This is a genomic window from Anaerococcus sp. Marseille-P9784, assembly GCF_902500265.1.
Classification (GTDB): Bacteria; Bacillota; Clostridia; order Tissierellales; family Peptoniphilaceae; genus Anaerococcus.
Genome location: NZ_CABVOZ010000002.1, coordinates 321,452 through 338,834, shown reverse-complemented (window position 1 = coordinate 338,834; position 17,383 = coordinate 321,452). Strand labels below are relative to the sequence as shown.

Genomic DNA, 17,383 nt, shown 5'->3' with positions numbered 1-17,383 from the left:
TATGAAACTGGGGTTTGTTATGAATCCCAGTTTAATTTTTAGGAGTATGTATGAGATGGATAATTAGAATAATTTTATTACCGATAAGATTAGTGTTGAGTTTGCTCATAGCTTTTTTAACCTTCATATTAAGTTTGAGTACTGCGTTGTTAAGCGTAGTTTCTACTTTGATTTTTATAATTGGAATAGCTAGCATTTTTCAAGGAGACAAGCAAATTGTAATTGAAGCACTAATATTAGCATTTTTATTTAGTCCATTTGGATTACCTAAATTAGGTATATATGTTATTGGATTATTAGAATTATTAAACTATACAATAAAATCAATTTGAAGAAAAATAAATATAAGACAACCGTAGACGATAGAAAGCAATAATTCTGTCGTCTTTTTTTATTTTAAAGAGAGGAGGTAGGAATGAATTTTGATTATTTTTATAATAGGCAATCTGAGATGTATAACTTCATTAGGTTACCTATGGTATTAATGGAAGATGAGATTTTTAAGAGCATTTCTATAGAAGCAAAAGTTTTGTATTCATATATGCTTAATCGAATGGGTCTTTCATATAAAAATGGCTGGATAGATGAAGATGAAAAAGTCTTTATTTACTACACAATTGAAAGCATAAAAGAGCAATTTAATTGTGCAAGTGAAAAAGCAAATAAATTAATAGCTGAACTTGATATTAAATCAGGAATAGGACTGATTGAAAAGAAAAGACAAGGACTGGGAAAGCCTAATAGAATATATGTTAAAGACTTTATGAGCATATTTAATAATATGGAATTAAAAAATCAAGAAGTTCGAAAAACAAAATTCCAGAAGTTCGATAATCGAAATTCAAGAGATTCGAATATCGAAAGTCAAGATTTTCGAAAATCGGAAGGTAACTATAACAATATTAGAAATAATGAGTTAAGAAAGAATGATTTTAGTAAAGGGCAAAAACCTTATGGAATATATAAAAACATATTTTTGACTGATGAAGAATATAAGGACTTAACAAATGAGTTGGGAAACAGAATTAGTGACTACATTGATAGGCTCTCGTCTTACATGAAAGCAAATAACAGAGAGTATCAAGATCACAAGGCAACGATAATCAATTGGTATCTTAATGATCAGGCAAAAAACATTAACGACAATTCAACAAGAAAAATGAATTACGATATAGGAGAGAGTTTATGAAAGGCTTAAAAGATTTTGTATTAAGAGAAAATGATGTTGAAAGGAATGGACATATTTATTGTAAGTTATGTGGTAAAAGAGTCGATGGAGAATTACTTAACCTTGGATTCACAAAGTTTATTCCCAGAATTAAATGTGAATGTGAAATAAAAAGAGATAAGGAAAATGAAGAAAGAGAAAGACTAATGAAAATATCGTTATTGAAAAGAGATTGTTTCTCATCGCCACTCCAACACCAGTATACTTTTGAGAAATTCTTAAATGAAAAAGGTCAAGCCTATAAGGTTGCCTATAATTATGCCAAAAGCTTTGAACAAATGAAAAAAGATAATGTTGGACTTTTATTTTATGGAGATGTTGGTAGTGGGAAGACTTATCTTGCTTGTTCAATTGCAAATGAATTAATCGAAAGAAAGCAAGTTAAAGTTAAGATTATGAATTTATCTCAGGTTATAAACCAAATACAAAAATCAGCATTTAAGCTAGATTCAAATGAAATTATCAATAACCTCTCTAATATTCCGTTGTTAATATTAGACGACCTTGGAATTGAAAGGGATACATCTTATGCAAGAGAACAAGTATATAACATTATAAACTCAAGATACTTAAAGGGTAGGCCGACAATTTTTACTACAAACTTATCATTGGAAATTATTCAAAATCCAAACATTGACCTTGAGTATCAGAGAATATATTCAAGAATACTTGAAATGACAATACCAGTTAAAGTTACGGGAGAAGATTTTAGAAGAAAAATCCATCAAGAGAAGTTAAGAAAATACAAAGAGTTACTTTTATATGGAGGTGAAATAGATGATTAATGAAGAAGTATCAAGGTCAAGTCTTAATCTTGAAGTAAGACTTGCAAAAGCAACAAGTAAAGCAATTCTTGATGCCTTAAAGAAAGTACACAAGCAAATAGAAGAACAAGGAGGCTTAAAAAATGTAATAAAAAATAACGGAGAAGAAGTAAAACTAAAAGATATGGTTAAAAAGGGACAGTTAGAAGAAATTAATCTAAAAGATCCTGAGTTAAAAGAACTAAAGAAAATTTTAAATAAACACGGAGTGAAGTTTTCTGTTATGAAAGATAAAGAAACTGGTAACCACTCTGTGTTTTTTCAATCTAAGGATATAAAAGTAATGGAACACGCCTTTAAAAAAGCAGTTAAGGCTTCTGAAAGAAAGGCTGATAGAAAAGATTCAATAACGAAGACAATAAATAAGTTTAAAGATATGGCTAAGGATACCATTACTAAAGATAAAGTTAAAAATAAACATAAGGAGCAAAGCTTATGATAAGTAATTTAAAAACATTTGAAAATAAGAATTTTGGGAAACTCACTGTTATAGAAAAAGATGGTGAGTTTTTCTTTATAGCAAATGAAGTAGCAACTATGTTGGGATATGTCAATCCGAGAAAAGCTATTTATGACCATGTAGATGAAGAAGACAAGGGTGTAACGAAATGGAACACCCCTGGAGGAATACAGAATATTTCAATAATTAACGAATCAGGATTGTATTCACTTATCCTTTCATCAAAACTATCACAAGCAAAAATATTCAAAGCTTGGGTAACTAGAGAAGTCTTACCAAGTATTAGAAAGAATGGAGGATATATAGTTGGTCAAGAAAAGAAAACTAACGAAGAGCTACTTGCAGATGCAATTCTTGTAGCCAATAGAATTATTGCCGAAAGAGAAGAAGAGATTGACGAATTAAGACCAAAGGCAGATTATTATGACAAATTAGTAGATTATAACCTACTTACAAACTTTAGAAATACTGCCAAAGAGTTAGGAATACCACAAAATCAATTTATAAGTTTTCTAATGGATAAGGGATTAATTTATAGAGATAAGAAAAAGAAACTCTTACCTTATGCAGATAAGAACAAGGGATATTTTGAAGTTAAAGAATGGGTTGATCCACTAGGTACACTTGTAGGAATACAAACATTTATAACACCAAAGGGAAGACACTATCTACTAATTTTATTAGATAGCGAAGGTTTCTACGATGAATAAGGTATTAGAAGCCATTCTTTCTGATATTAAAAACTTAATTAAAATAGACAACCCAAAGAAATTTATATTAGCAAATATTCCCTATTTATCATTTTGCTACATTGGAAATATCTTTTCTAAGCACATTAATTCTTATGTAGGAGGAGATATTATTGATAGATTAATGGTGGGAATTTCTGATATAGGAACTTTATCTTATATACCAAGCCTTAATCCAAGGGACATGTTAGTAGGTATTTCAGTTGCTGGTCTTGTTAAGTTAATAGTTTATAGTAAAGGAAAAAATAAAAAGAAATATAGGCAAGGTAAAGAGTATGGATCTGCAAGATGGGTTGCATAATATTAACTGAACAGGAGTGATATATAGACACGAGAAAAGGAGGATAATGCCATGATAGAATATCATAACAAAATCACAGCACTATACTCCCGCCTTTCAGTTGGTGATGAAGATAGAGACGGTGGCGAGAGTAATAGTATTGTCAATCAAAAAGCATTTTTAGAAAGATATGCAAGAGAAAAAAAGCTGATAAACATTCGCCACTATATCGACGATGACGAAAGTGGTAGGTTCTTTGACCGTTCCGCTTATACACAGATGATAAGCGATGTAGAACAAGGAAAAATCGGAATTGTCATCATGAAAGATATGACGAGATGGGGAAGAGATTATCTTCAAGTCGGAAACGCTATGGAGATATTTAGAAGAAACAATGTACGCTTTATCGCTATTAATAATGGAATAGATAGCATTGACCAAAACACATTGGAATTCGCTCCCTTTATCAACATCATGTCAGAGTGGTATGCAAGAGACATCAGCAAGAAAGTAAAGACAGGAATTAAGACCAAAGGAGCAAACGGAAAGCCTGTCGCAACAGAAGCCCCATACGGCTATATAAAAGACCCTGAGAACAAAGATTATTGGATAGTCGATAAAGAAGCTGCCGAAGTTGTAAAACTCATTTTTAGGCTATTTATGGAGGGGAAAAACAGAAATCAGATAGCCGTTTATCTGAAAGAAAAAGAAATACTAACCCCAACCTTTTATATGAAACAACAAGGCAGAGGAACAGCAAAAAACAAACCACTAAATGAAGAAAACAGATATAACTGGAACAAAGCAACCATAACACGCATACTGAAAAGACAAGAGTATTGTGGTGATGTAGTCAACTTCAAGACCGAAAAGCATTACAGAGATAAGAGAAACCATTATGTGGATAAAAGCAAATGGAAAATAACAGAAAATGTCCATGAGCCGATAATAGATAGAACTACCTTTGAAAATGTAGAGCGTATGCTAAAAAACGCACCTGTCAAAAGACCAAACGGAGATGGAGAAATTCACGCACTTTCAGGCTTGATGTACTGTAAAGATTGCGGAACAAAAATGCACATTCGCACCATACACAAAAACAAAAAAGTACAGCATGTAACATATTGCAGTGAATATGCCAAAGGAAAAGCAAAGCACCCCAAATGCAATTCTCCACATCGTATTGATGTCGATGAAGTTATGGAAAATATTGCAGAAGTCTTACGAAAGATAGCACAGTATTCCTTAGAAAACAAAGCAGAGTTTGAAAAACTTGTAAAGAAAAGTCTGTATAAAGAGCAGACCGAAGAAGTAAAGAAAAATCAAAAGCGTATGCCACAAATCACAGATCGAATGGAACAGATAGAAAGAGTGATGAATAAACTCTATGAAGATAATGCACTTGGAAATATGGATACAGAACGCTATGAGCAGTTATCAAGAAAGTATGCAGAAGAATACTACACCTTAAAAGCAGAAAAAGAAGAAATCAAAGAACGCTTATCCGAATGTGAAAATGCAAACCAAAGAGCAAAGAAGTTTATCATACTGGCAGAAAGTTATTCAAACTTTGAAGAACTTACCCCAACCATTATCAATGAATTTATCAGTAAAATCGTGGTACATGAAAGAGATGTAAAAAGAGCAAAATATGTCGTTCAGCGAATAGAGGTTTATTTTAACTATATCGGCAAATTTGAAAATGAACTCACAAAACAGATAGAGCCGACAAAAGAAGAAATGCTATAAATGAGGGAAGAAATAGAAGAAGCAAAGAAAGAAAAAGCAAGGGCATATCGTAGGGCATATTACAAAGAATACCGAGCCAAAAATCTTGAAAAGTGCCGAGAGTACGAGAAATTAAAAGCAAGAGAGTATAGAGCAAAAAAGAAGCTACAAAGAGCAACCTAAAACCAAATATCAATCAATCGCAAAAGAGGTTTCCTAATCACAGGAAATCTTTTTTTGTGCAAGTTGAAAGGAGGAACTCAATGGCAGAAAATGAGAAAACAGATATTAAAGAAATACAGACAGAAGAACATCAAAAGCCTGATGGCATTCTTACAAAAAAGATAAATGGAAAGACCTTTGTAACAGAGATATATTTTGATAAAAATAGCAAGGAAACATTTCAAGATAAACTGTTTAAGGTAATACATTCTAATGGAAATAGTAGCGAGTAAGTGAGAAATCTGGCAGTAGAAAAAATGCCTAAAAAATGCTATAATATTTAGTAATTTACACAATATAAATGGGAGGTAAGTTATGGCTGAAAATTGGACAGCATTATTAGATAAATACATTAACAAACTTATTAGTCCTGATGGAAGACAGACCTATGAAAGTAAAGATGAATTAGTTAATCTTATGCTTAAATTAGCTGAATTGAAAAAAAGCGATAAGGTAATGGATATAGGTTGTGGCTGGGGAAATTTTTCAAAGGTTTGTAGTAATTTTTCAGATGAAGTTATAGGTATTGAGCCAAATGCAGATAATTTACAGGAAGCCATAAATCGTAGTAATGGAAAAGTGAAATACATTCAAGGAAGTTTTGAAGAATTAAATTGTAATCAAAGTGTTAATAAAGTTATTAGTATGTTAGCATTCCATCAAGTGCCATGGGATTATAAAGAAAAGTCGTTAGAAAATATTTCAAAGATACTCACAACGGATGGATATTTTTATTTGTGCGATACCATGCTTTTATTTGACACAGAAAATGATACTGAATTATTTAATAAAGTATATAGATTTTTATTAAAAGAAACCACCCCTGAAGAAATATATAAAAATTATATAGAACCATACCTTAAAGAAAATGAAGTTTACACAGTTGAAGATATGAGAGAAAACAGTCCCAAAGATAATTGGTTCTACTCTTTGAAAGAGTTGGAACATTGGTCAGAAAAAGCAAATATGGAATTAGTAAAAACTGTAGCTATTTGTCCATTTTTCGGAGTTGTAATTTTTAAGAAAAACAACTAACTAACAATTTAATAAAAATTAACACAGAAACAGTAAATCAAAAAGGTTTACTGTTTTTTCTTTGCTTAAAATTAAAAAGAAAGGAAACGAGGAAATGAAAAACATAGAAGAAAAAATTTTAATGGCAGATGAAGAAATCAAGCAGTTACAAAATAAAAGAAAAAAGCTCATCAGTCAGCAGAAACAGGAAGAAAGAAAAAAGAGAGATAAAAGGATATATGAAAAGGGAGCAGTCTTTGAAAGTATCTTTACTGAAAGCAAGAACATAAGCAAAGATGAATTTTATCAGCTAATCACATCTCTAATTCGTAAAGAAGAAGCCAATATCAAAATTAAAAAAATCATTGAAAGCAGAGAAGAAACGGAAAATCAAAATACAGAAAAAGAAGATGAAGAAACGGAGATAGAATAATAGTCCCTTGTTTACAAGGGCGCACATATACACCTTAACAGGTGCGTGCGTTCTCCGAAGGCTCTTAGCAGAGGGCATATCAGCTAACGCTGATACAGGGGAGCTACACTCCCCTACGGAAATAAATTTCCTACCCCTTGTGTACTTCCCAAAAGAAATCGGATAAAAAGCTATCCGATTTTTTTAGGAAGTCTTATCTATCGCCACCATAACCATACCGAAAAATGGAAAGGAGGTTTTTTCTTATGGCGATATATCATCTTTGCATAAAGATTATTTCAAGAGGCAAAGGCAAAAGTGCAGTAGCAGCTTCCGCCTATCGAAGCGGCGAAAAGATAAAAAACGAATATGACGGTATAGTCCATGACTTTACAAGAAAAGGTGGAATAGCCCATACAGAAATTCTTTTACCACAAAATGCACCACAGGAATTTGTAAACCGTTCTATCTTATGGAACAGTGTTGAGAAAATAGAAAAGAGTAAAAATTCCCAACTTGCAAGAGAAATTGAAGTTGCTTTGCCTAAAGAATTAGACAGAGAAAAACAAATAAATCTTGTACGAGAATATGTAAAAGAGAATTTTGTAAAAGTAGGTATGTGTGCTGATATTGCTCTACATGATAAAAATGATGGAAACCCACATTGCCATATCTTACTTACTATGCGACCACTAAATGAAGATACAACATGGGGAGCAAAATCAAAAAAGGAATATATCCTTGATGAAAATGGCGAAAAAGTAAAACTAAAAAATGGTAATTACAAAACAAGAAAGATCAATACAACAGATTGGAATGAGCAAGACAAAGCAGAAGAATGGCGAAAAGCATGGGCAGACATTACAAATAAATATCTTGAAGAAAATAGCATACAGGATAATGTGGATCACCGCTCTTATCAAAGACAAGGTATAGAACAAATACCGACCATTCATTTAGGAGTATCAGCAACCCAAATGGAGAAGAGAGGCATAGCTACAGACAGAGGAAATATCAATAGAGAAATCAAACATCAAAATATGATTTTAAGAGAAATTTCAAGAAGAATAAAAGCATTGCTAAATTGGATAAGAGGAATAGGAAAAGAAGAAAAAAGAGAACATGAAAATACAAAGTCAACCCTCCCACCCAAAGAAAATCTGCTATCAGTTTTGGAAAATCTTATCCGTAAAAATACAGATAAGAATAATACAGACTTAGAAAAATATATTGGAAGTTATCAGCTACTCAAAGAGAAAAACATTACAAGTATCAATCAATTAAAAGAGAGCATTACAAACTTACGAGATAAGAACTATAAGACCACAAGAGCCTTAAAAGATACCGAGAAGAAGATTGATGAAAAAACACAACTCATAGACCAGTCAGAAAAATATTTGAAGTACAAGGATACCTACAAAGCCTATATCAAGACAAAGAAAAGCAAACAGGAAGATTTTTATAACGAGCATACGGCAGAACTCATTTTATTTGAAAGTGCCAAGAAACATCTGAAAGAGCATTTAGGAGAAAGTAAGACCTTAGCCATCAGTAAATGGAAATCAGAAGTTAGCACTTTGAAGAAAGAGAAAAAGAGCCTATATAGTCAAATATTAGAAATACGAGAAGAAGTTGAACAAGCAGAAAAAGTTAAGACCTGTATAGAGCAATTAGAGGGACACGAAAAGCGACTATCACAGGTAAAGAGGAATGAGTTAGACCTATAAAACTAAGTGGGAAAGTGGTATAATAAAAATAATTAGTTTCACATAACTTGCAAAATAAAATGAGAAAGGAGGGACATGGAGATGAACAAAAATGAGTTGCTTAGTGGTGTTGCAGATACTCTATATATTCCTCTTGTAGCAAGAGTTTATGCGTCTGAAAAATTTCCTAATTTTTTCTATGATGAAAAAGCATTATCCTTAAAACAACATATACCCACAAACAGTATAGAAAGTAATACTACTGAATATTTTTATATGGCAAGTGTTTGCAGACAACAAACGATTGACAAAAAAATAATTAGTTTCATCGAAAAAAACAATGAATGTAATATTGTCTTTTTAGGGGCAGGATTGGAAACATCATATAATCGTATAAAAAATGTTAAAGTTAATTTCTATCAAATCGATTTGCCGGATGTCATAATAGTAAGAAAAAAAGTATTAGGAAATGCCGATAATGAAAGATTGATAGCAGGGGATATGTTTACTCTTGATTGGATAAAAGAAATAGATACTTCTTTGCCGACAATGATTGTAGTTGCAGGAGTATATCAATATTTTGATAAAGAAAAAATTGTAGATATGATTAAGGGCATGAAATCATTGATTCCTAACGGAGAATTGATATTTGACGCAACAAATTCCAAGGGATTAGAGATTGCTAATAAATATGTAAAACAAACGGGAAATGAAGATGCACAAATGTATTTTAGCGTAGATGACCCAAAAGAATTTGCAAGCTGCACGAATACAGGGTTAGTAGAAGTTACAGGCTTTTTTGATGGAGCATTAAAGCATTGTAAGGGATTGAAATTAAAAACAAGAATATATATGTATTTTGCGGATAAGTTAAACAGAACAAAAATTATACATTTGAGTTTCTAACCCAATATCTAACTAATAAATTTTAATAAAGCTAACAGGAAAACAGTAAATCAAAAAAGGTTTACTGTTTTTTCTTGTCTAAAAGTTAAAGTTCTTTATAGAAAAAGCGTCCATAAATATAAAAAGATATTTGACAAAACGCTTCCTGGGGAGAAAGTAAGGATATTGCTCCATATATTGATCCTAAGTTTGAAAACAATGTACTAATAACTAATACCGAAAGACTAACAATGAACTCAAGACCTAAAAATCCTAAATACGCTAGAAATAAAAATGTATTAGTAATAGGTGGTTCTGGATCAGGTAAGACAAGATTTTATGTAAAGCCAAATCTAATGCAAATGCACTCTTCCTATGTAGTAACAGACCCTAAAGGGACACTTGTGTTAGAGTGCGGGAAAATGCTTTATGAAAATGGATACGACATAAAGATATTAAACACAATAAACTTTAAAAAATCTATGAAATACAATCCCTTTGCATATTTGAGAAGTGAAAAAGATATTTTAAAACTTGTCCAAACAATTATTGCTAACACCAAGGGAGATGGAGAAAAGGCAGGAGAAGATTTCTGGGTAAAGGCTGAAAAGCTATATTACACTGCTCTCATCGGTTATATCTATTATGAAGCACCTGAAGAAGAAAAGAACTTTAAGACACTTTTAGATATGATTGACGCAAGTGAAGTCAGAGAAGATGACGAAACCTATATGAACCCAATTGATAGGCTATTCGAAGCTCTTGAAAAGAAAGATCCAAGTCATTTTGCAGTTAAGCAATATAAGAAATATAAGCTGGCAGCAGGAAAAACTGCCAAGTCAATTCTAATATCATGTGGAGCAAGACTTGCACCTTTTGATATAAGAGAGCTTAGAGAACTAATGAGTGAAGATGAACTAGAGCTTGATAAAATTGGAGATAGAAAAACTGCTTTATTCGTAATAATATCAGATACAGATGATACCTTTAACTTTGTAGTATCAATAATGTATTCCCAATTATTTAATCTACTATGTGATAAGGCAGATGATGTGTATGGTGGAAGACTTCCTGTTCATGTTAGGTGTCTACTTGATGAGTTTGCAAATATAGGTTTAATTCCTAAATTTGAAAAACTAATAGCAACAATTCGTTCAAGAGAAATATCAGCAAGTATAATTCTGCAAGCGCAATCTCAATTAAAAGCAATATATAAAGACCATGCAGATACAATAGTTGGCAACTGTGATTCAACACTCTTTTTAGGAGGAAAGGAAAAAACAACAGTAAAAGAGTTATCAGAAACCTTAGGAAAAGAAACCATAGACCTATATAACACATCAGAAACAAGATCCAACCAAAAATCTTTTGGCTTAAATTACCAAAAGACTGGGAAGGAACTTATGAGCCAAGATGAAATAACTGTAATGGATGGTGGTAAGTGTATATATCAGCTAAGAGGAGTAAGACCTTTCTTGTCTGATAAATTTGATATTACAAAGCATAAGAATTATAAGTTATTGGAAGATTATGATAAGAAAAACTTGTTTGATGTAGAAGAGTATTTAACAAATAGAGATAAGGTAAGGTTAAAATCAAGTTATAAGATAAATAGGTTAAACATTTGATTTTATGGAGAAAGTAAAATGTGTGAAAATAGAAAATCATCTTTAATTATATTAAATATAAATGGGGAGCAGTTTATTCTGGAAAGTGATACAGAACTCACAAGGGATAAGAAAAATTATATTGAAGCAATATGTGAGACAATGTACGATGAAAGTAATGAATGGTATGAAGATATATATGATATGTCCCCATATGATGTAGCTGAGCTATTTGAAAAAACAGTAAAGGACCAAGTAGGAATAACTGTTACATTTAAAGCGATAGACCTTGAAGTATCAATTTTAGAAGACTAGAAATAAGGTATTAATGAGCGATAGAAATTAAAAACTCTATCGTCTTTTTTTATACTCAAAATTAGGAGGTAAAAATGGTAAGGATAAGAAGTCCCACTTAAACAATTTAATATATAAAGCATTTAGCGATTGAAATATAATTTCAGTCGCTTTTTTAATTGAAATTTATAGATTAAGGAGAAGAAATTAATGGATAGAGAAATGATAAATATTAATGCAAATTTAGTTAAGGAAGCTGAATTTTCAGAATTTGAAAAAGATGGAGAAAGTGTTCAAGTAGCAAATTTTGCTCTTGTAAAAAAATATGGAAAAGGCAAAGAATATACAAATTGCTCAGTATATGGAGAAAAGGTAGAAATTGCAAAAGAATTTGAAAAAGGAGATCTAATCCATGTCTTTGGATATTTCAAAGAAAACAAAAAAGGAGATAAGGTCTACAAGAATTTTATAGTTAAATCATTAAATAAAATAGAAAATAAGAAAGAAAACGAGGAGGAATAATATGGAATTTTTTACAGCTGGAGTTGGAGTTTTAAAGACACTTGTAACTGCAATTGGTGCAGGTTTAGGAGCATGGGGAGTTATTAACTTAATGGAAGGTTATGGTAATGATAACCGTGCGACACGTTCATAAGTGAAAAGCTTATGCACTAAGTCGAAGGACTGAAAGTTCAAAACTTAGGAGAACTGGCAATCTGATAGGTAGAATGACGGGGTAACGCCCTGAAATGCCTACACTGATACTCCGATTGGCAATGAATATTAGACTATTTCATTGTCAAAAGCTCGGTGAAGTCGGCAGAGAGTAGCCGTAAGACTGATATTAACATCAGATACGAAAGCTGTCCAGAGGTGGACGGTGCTACCTATATGTCGGGTGTCGAATACGCATGGTGAGAATGTGTATACCAAAGCACTGACGTACTTCCGAATGTAAGGGTCTAAACGTTTGAATTTGCCTAACGGCAATTCCCATCAAAGATGGGGTGTTTGTGGATGAGTAAGAATGGTTGTTATGAAAATCCATATATCGTTACAGGCGATATGGTGAAAACTAAACACAGGCTTAGAGGAAGAACCTAAACGTATTCAATGATAAGATTGTCGGAACGTGGTAAGCCAAGAACACGGAAGCAGTCTAATGCTAAAGAAGTGTTGAATGGGAAAATGACTGTAAAAACAGCATATAACCGTTCTTTATCTTGGTGAAAGCGGTGGCACAGTACCTATGAAGCGAAAATAATAAGTTCGTGGAGGGATAGCCACCAGTCACAGGAAAGTACAAGAACTGAAATTAAGACAAACACAGCTTCGAGTATGACAAAGAAAATCAAATCCGAAAGGAGATGGTGACTGTGTCCACTTCGAAACAAACACTGAAACAAAGCAAAATCCGTTATACGGAATACTATGACTTGCAAAAAGTCCTTGATGATTTATATGAAGATAGCAGTAAGAATAAAGTATTTTCAAATTTAATGGAGTTGATAACTTCAAGAGAAAATATAAAACTTGCCTATCGCAGTATCAAAGGGAACAAAGGCAGTCATACAGCCGGAGTAGATGGCAGAACAATAAAACATCTATCAAGGCTAAATGAAGAAGAATACATTTCTCTCATACAAAAACAGTTTCATTGGTATAAGCCACGCCCTGTAAAGAGAGTGGAGATACTAAAGCCTAATGGGAAAATAAGACCTTTAGGAATACCGACTATTGTAGACAGAATTGTACAACAATGTATCTTGCAAATATTAGAGCCGATATGTGAAGCCAAGTTTCATGACAGCTCCTATGGGTTTCGACCTAACAGGAGTACGGAACACGCTATTGCAGAATGTGCAAGACTAATGCAGATACAGCACTTACACTATGTAGTCGATATTGATATACAAGGATTTTTTGATAACGTATATCATGCAAAGCTCATAAGGCAGCTTTGGAATTTAGGAATCCATGACAAAAAGTTACTTTGTATCATTAAGGAAATGCTTAAAGCAGACATAGTTATGCCCGATAAAAAGGTAATTACACCAACAAAGGGAACACCACAAGGCGGAATATTATCACCGCTACTATCTAATGTAGTCTTGAACGAATTAGATTGGTGGGTTTCATCTCAATGGCTGACAATGCCCACGCATTATCCATATAAACAGAGAACGAACAGTCAAGGAACAGAGATAAAAAGCCATACTTACAGAGCTTTAAGAACAAGCAACCTAAAAGAAATATATATTGTAAGGTATGCTGATGATTTTAAGATATTTTGCCGTAATTACTACGATGCAAAAAGAACCTATCAGGCAGTTACAAAATGGTTGCAAGACAGATTAAAACTAAATGTAAGTGAAGAAAAATCTAAAATAACAAATCTAAAACAAAGGTATTCGGAGTTCTTAGGTTTCAAGCTGAAGGTTAAACCAAAAGGCAAAAAGTTTGTTGTACAGTCGCATATAAGTGATAAGGCACTGAAAAATGCAAAAGAAAATATTTCTAAATGTGTGGCGGATATAAAAAGACCTGCAAACGAAAAGGAACAGTACAAAGCAATAGCCAAGTATAATGCCACTGTTTCAGGCTTGCATAATTACTACCAAATAGCAACAAATGTAAGTTTGGACTTTGCTAAAATAGCCTTTCACATTAAAAAGCAGATGAACAACAGACTTGATATTAAAACCAGTGGAACGCTAAACAAAGGATTTATCAAAGAAAAATATGGAAAAAGTAAACAGCTTCGCTTCCTTAATGGACATCCGCTAATTCCAGTTGGATATATTAGGACAAAGGACGCAAAACACAAGAAAAAGGTTGTAAATAAATACACTGTAAAGGGCAGAGCTTTTATTCATAAAAATCTGCAAATTGATGTAGATACACTTGTTTGGTTGATGAGACATCCTGTACTTGATAAGAGTATAGAGTTTGCAGACAACAGAATCTCGCTCTTTGCAGCTCAATATGGCAGATGTGGGGTAACAGGTGTAAAACTTACACCAAATGATATACATTGCCATCACAAGATACCGCTTGAACAAGGCGGTACAGACAGTTATAGCAACTTAATTCTTGTTACAGAAGCAGTTCATATACTTATCCATGCAACAAAAGAAGATACAATCCAAAAATATATAAAAGAGCTTGGCTTAACGGTCAAGCAGATCGAGAAATGTAATAAGCTTAGAAAAATGGCAGGATTGCCACTAATTTAGAAAAAAATAATTTGTTACGAAGTGTGTAAGTCTTAGTTAAAACGTGAAAATCTTTCTTGTGATGGAACGCCGTGTGCGGTGAAAGTCGCATGCACGGTGTGAAGTGGGGGAAAATCCGGAGATAACATCAAAGGATTACCTATCACTATCTGGTGCTAAATCTCAAGGTATTAAGCAATTTATGGCAAAATAAGGACGGAATAACACAACAAATTCTCTAAAATAAATCACTAAATCAATGTAAGATTGAATGAAATCAATATTTATGCTATAATTAAATAAATCTAATGAACATAAAAAGAGGGATATTATGGCACTTAACTATAAACCATTATGGATACAGTTAGCAAAAAAAGGTTTAAAGAAAACTGATGTAATAGCTATGGCAGGGCTTACAACAAATGTTATGGCACAAATGGGCAAGGATAAACCAATTACATTTAAGAATTTAGAAAGAATATGTAAGGCTCTATCTTGCACTCCTAATGATATTATTAGTTTTGAAGATGAATTTGAACAAGAGATTTAAATTCTTATAGTTCTTTACACTTGATTTACAAGGGATCAAAGAAAATCTTAATAAAGGTTTCTAAAATTTTATTGAAATAACAGTAATGGATGGAGGCACGTGTATATACCAGATAAGAGTAGTAAGACTTTTACTATCTGATAAATTTGATATCACAAAACATAAGAATTACAAGTTACTGGAAGATTATGATTAAATATTAAGATATAATTATTTTTGGCAAAATATCTATATACAAACCATGGAGGTAGGCATATGAGGTCTTATGAAAGTAAGGAAGAATTAAAAAATGAGATTAAAAAAACTTTTGCAAAATATATTTCAGAGTTTGATAATATCCCAGAAGAATTAAAAGATAAAAGAGTAGACGAAGTTGATAGGACACCAGCAGAAAATCTTGCCTATCAAGTAGGTTGGACAGCTTTAGTATTGAAATGGGAAGAAGATGAGAAAAAAGGACTTGAAGTAAAAACACCATCAGATAAATTCAAGTGGAATCAATTAGCCGAATTATATCAATGGTTTACAGAAGCTTACGCTCATAAATCTTTAAAGGAACTAAAAGAACAATTAACAAAAAATATTGAAGATATTTATCTTATGATAGATGAGCTAACAGAAGAAGAATTATTTAAACCTCATATGAGAAAATGGGCAGATGAAGCAACAAAAACAGCAACTTGGGAAGTGTATAAATTTATTCATGTAAATACAGTAGCACCATTTGGTACATTTAGAACTAAGGTTAGAAAATGGAAGAAATTAGTACTTTAGTAACATAAATTTGACGTATATTAGAATAATTTGATTTAGACGATAGAAATTAAAACTATATCGTCTTTTTTTATACTCAAAATTGGGAAATTAAGGGGGTTGAAAAAAATTTTTATTGGTGGTATTATTAAATCGATAAGTACACATAAGTACACTTCTGAAACAGGAGGTGCATTATAAATATTATTATAAATACCGATTCTAGCGAACCGATTTATGAACAAATCGAAAATCAGATAAAAAAACAAATTATGAATGAAGATTTGAAAACTGGAGATTCTATACCATCTATGAGAGTATTAGCTAGAAATCTTAAGGTAGCGGTGATTACAGTTCAAAAGGCTTATGAAAATTTACAAAAAGATGGATTTATTGAAACTATTCACGGCAAAGGCAGTTTTATATCAGCAAGAAATATTGAATTACAAAAAATAGAAACATATAAAGAAGTGGAAGATTTAGCTAAAAAAATTGTCAAGAGCATACAATCAAGTTCTATTTCGTTAGATGACTTAATAGATTTAATAAAAAAGATATATGAGGAGGGGCAATGATGGATTCATATGAAAATAAATTAGCATTAAAGGTATCTGGATTAAATAAAAAGAATAAAACAAATGATTTTTCTTTGAAAAATATAAATATTGAAGTACCTTATGGATCTATTGTAGGAAATATAGGAAGAAATGGAGCGGGGAAAAGTACTACTATTTCTTGTATACTTGGAATGTTTCAAAAAGATGATGGAAAAATAGAGATATTTGGTACTGAAGATTGTAATCAAGTAGATATTAAAAAACACATAGGTGTTGTTTTAGATGACCCAAACTTTTCATTATTATTAACGCCTAATGAGATAAATGAGGTAATGAAATTTAATTATAGTAATTGGGAAGAAGATAGTTTTAAAAATTATTTGAATCGATTTAATTTGCCAATAGACAAGAAAACTAAGCAATTTTCATTTGGAATGAAAAAAAAGTTATCGTTGGCTATAGCATTGTCTCATGAAACAAAACTTCTCATATTAGATGAAATTACTTCAGGGTTAGACCCAGTAAGTAGAGATGAGATTTTATGTATATTATTAGAATTTATAGAAAACCCAGAACACTCGGTATATATATCATCACATATTACAACAGACTTGGAAAAAATAGCTGATTATATAGTTTTTATGGATAATGGTAAAGTCGTGTTGAGCGAAGAAAAAGATGAATTGTTATATAACTATGGGATACTTCGTTGTAATGATACGGATTTAGAAAAAGTCGATAAAACAGACATAATTTCATATAGGAGAGAATATGGGAGAGTAAATATTTTAGTAAAAGATATATCGAAGATAAAGAATAAGTATAAAGAATTTGTTGTAAATAAACCTAATTTTGATGAAATTTTGCTGATTTTGACAGAGGGAGGAGAATCCTAATAT

17 protein-coding genes and 5 pseudogenes are annotated in these 17,383 nt (G+C 31.9%); all 22 read left to right on the top strand.

Features of this window, described 5'->3' with window-relative positions:
* The first annotated feature begins 50 nt into the window (after positions 1–50).
* Positions 51–332, top strand: a complete 282-nt coding sequence (locus GAN53_RS05505) for a CD1845 family protein (protein WP_001267200.1) — start codon at positions 51–53, stop codon at positions 330–332.
* A gap of 83 nt (positions 333–415) precedes the next feature.
* Positions 416–1,189, top strand: coding sequence for a replication initiator protein A (locus GAN53_RS05500; protein ID WP_151409845.1), 774 nt, complete (start codon positions 416–418; stop codon positions 1,187–1,189).
* Positions 1,186–2,013 carry an ATP-binding protein gene (locus GAN53_RS05495; protein ID WP_151409844.1) on the top strand — a complete coding sequence of 276 codons (828 nt, stop codon included), beginning with the start codon at positions 1,186–1,188 and terminating at the stop codon, positions 2,011–2,013. Before GAN53_RS05500 ends, GAN53_RS05495 begins: the two co-directional genes overlap by 4 nt.
* Positions 2,006–2,491 (top strand): PcfB family protein, encoded by a 486-nt coding sequence (locus GAN53_RS05490; RefSeq protein ID WP_002840782.1) that lies wholly within the window; start codon positions 2,006–2,008, stop codon positions 2,489–2,491. The genes GAN53_RS05495 and GAN53_RS05490 overlap by 8 nt, the downstream gene beginning before the upstream one ends.
* On the top strand, positions 2,488–3,222 hold the full coding sequence (locus GAN53_RS05485; protein WP_151409843.1) for a phage antirepressor KilAC domain-containing protein: 735 nt from the start codon (positions 2,488–2,490) through the stop codon (positions 3,220–3,222). Before GAN53_RS05490 ends, GAN53_RS05485 begins: the two co-directional genes overlap by 4 nt.
* Positions 3,215–3,553 (top strand): annotated as a pseudogene (locus GAN53_RS05480) (type IV secretory system conjugative DNA transfer family protein); the annotation flags it as partial. The gene GAN53_RS05485 and the pseudogene GAN53_RS05480, both read left to right, overlap by 8 nt.
* Positions 3,554–3,613: 60 nt before the next feature.
* Positions 3,614–5,452 (top strand): annotated as a pseudogene (locus GAN53_RS05475) (recombinase family protein).
* Between the two features lie 80 nt (positions 5,453–5,532).
* Positions 5,533–5,724 (top strand): transposon-encoded TnpW family protein, encoded by a 192-nt coding sequence (locus GAN53_RS05470; RefSeq protein ID WP_151409864.1) that lies wholly within the window; start codon positions 5,533–5,535, stop codon positions 5,722–5,724.
* Between the two features lie 82 nt (positions 5,725–5,806).
* Positions 5,807–6,526, top strand: coding sequence for a class I SAM-dependent methyltransferase (locus GAN53_RS05465; protein ID WP_151409863.1), 720 nt, complete (start codon positions 5,807–5,809; stop codon positions 6,524–6,526).
* Between the two features lie 94 nt (positions 6,527–6,620).
* Positions 6,621–6,938: a DUF3847 domain-containing protein gene (locus tag GAN53_RS05460; RefSeq protein ID WP_151409862.1), complete on the top strand. Its 318-nt coding sequence runs from the start codon at positions 6,621–6,623 to the stop codon at positions 6,936–6,938.
* 245 nt (positions 6,939–7,183) lie between these two features.
* Positions 7,184–8,644: a MobQ family relaxase gene (gene mobQ, locus GAN53_RS05455; protein ID WP_151409861.1), complete on the top strand. Its 1,461-nt coding sequence runs from the start codon at positions 7,184–7,186 to the stop codon at positions 8,642–8,644.
* Between the two features lie 81 nt (positions 8,645–8,725).
* Complete coding sequence (locus GAN53_RS05450) at positions 8,726–9,529, top strand: class I SAM-dependent methyltransferase (protein ID WP_151409860.1); 804 nt, start codon at positions 8,726–8,728, stop codon at positions 9,527–9,529.
* A gap of 137 nt (positions 9,530–9,666) precedes the next feature.
* A pseudogene (locus GAN53_RS05445) lies at positions 9,667–11,136 on the top strand (VirD4-like conjugal transfer protein, CD1115 family); the annotation flags it as partial.
* A gap of 18 nt (positions 11,137–11,154) precedes the next feature.
* Complete coding sequence (locus tag GAN53_RS05440; protein WP_151409832.1) at positions 11,155–11,430, top strand: hypothetical protein; 276 nt, start codon at positions 11,155–11,157, stop codon at positions 11,428–11,430.
* A gap of 189 nt (positions 11,431–11,619) precedes the next feature.
* Positions 11,620–11,931, top strand: a complete 312-nt coding sequence (locus GAN53_RS05435; protein ID WP_000373440.1) for a single-stranded DNA-binding protein — start codon at positions 11,620–11,622, stop codon at positions 11,929–11,931.
* 1 nt (position 11,932) lies between these two features.
* Positions 11,933–12,061 (top strand): annotated as a pseudogene (locus GAN53_RS05430) (Maff2 family mobile element protein); the annotation flags it as partial.
* 724 nt (positions 12,062–12,785) lie between these two features.
* The gene (gene ltrA / locus GAN53_RS05425) at positions 12,786–14,645 is read left to right on the top strand and encodes a group II intron reverse transcriptase/maturase (RefSeq protein ID WP_151409831.1); all 1,860 of its coding nucleotides are present in this window, start codon (positions 12,786–12,788) and stop codon (positions 14,643–14,645) included.
* A gap of 310 nt (positions 14,646–14,955) precedes the next feature.
* Entirely contained in the window at positions 14,956–15,174 is a 219-nt protein-coding gene (locus GAN53_RS05420; protein WP_004830100.1) for a helix-turn-helix domain-containing protein, read from the top strand.
* Between the two features lie 73 nt (positions 15,175–15,247).
* A pseudogene (locus GAN53_RS09955) lies at positions 15,248–15,367 on the top strand (conjugal transfer protein); the annotation flags it as partial.
* 62 nt (positions 15,368–15,429) lie between these two features.
* A complete protein-coding gene (locus GAN53_RS05410; protein WP_004830103.1) occupies positions 15,430–15,948 on the top strand; it encodes a ClbS/DfsB family four-helix bundle protein in 519 nt (172 codons plus the stop codon).
* A 173-nt stretch (positions 15,949–16,121) separates the two neighbouring features.
* Positions 16,122–16,502, top strand: coding sequence for a GntR family transcriptional regulator (locus tag GAN53_RS05405; RefSeq protein WP_318655663.1), 381 nt, complete (start codon positions 16,122–16,124; stop codon positions 16,500–16,502).
* Positions 16,499–17,380 (top strand): ABC transporter ATP-binding protein, encoded by an 882-nt coding sequence (locus GAN53_RS05400; RefSeq protein ID WP_151409858.1) that lies wholly within the window; start codon positions 16,499–16,501, stop codon positions 17,378–17,380. The genes GAN53_RS05405 and GAN53_RS05400 overlap by 4 nt, the downstream gene beginning before the upstream one ends.
* Positions 17,381–17,383 lie beyond the last annotated feature (3 nt).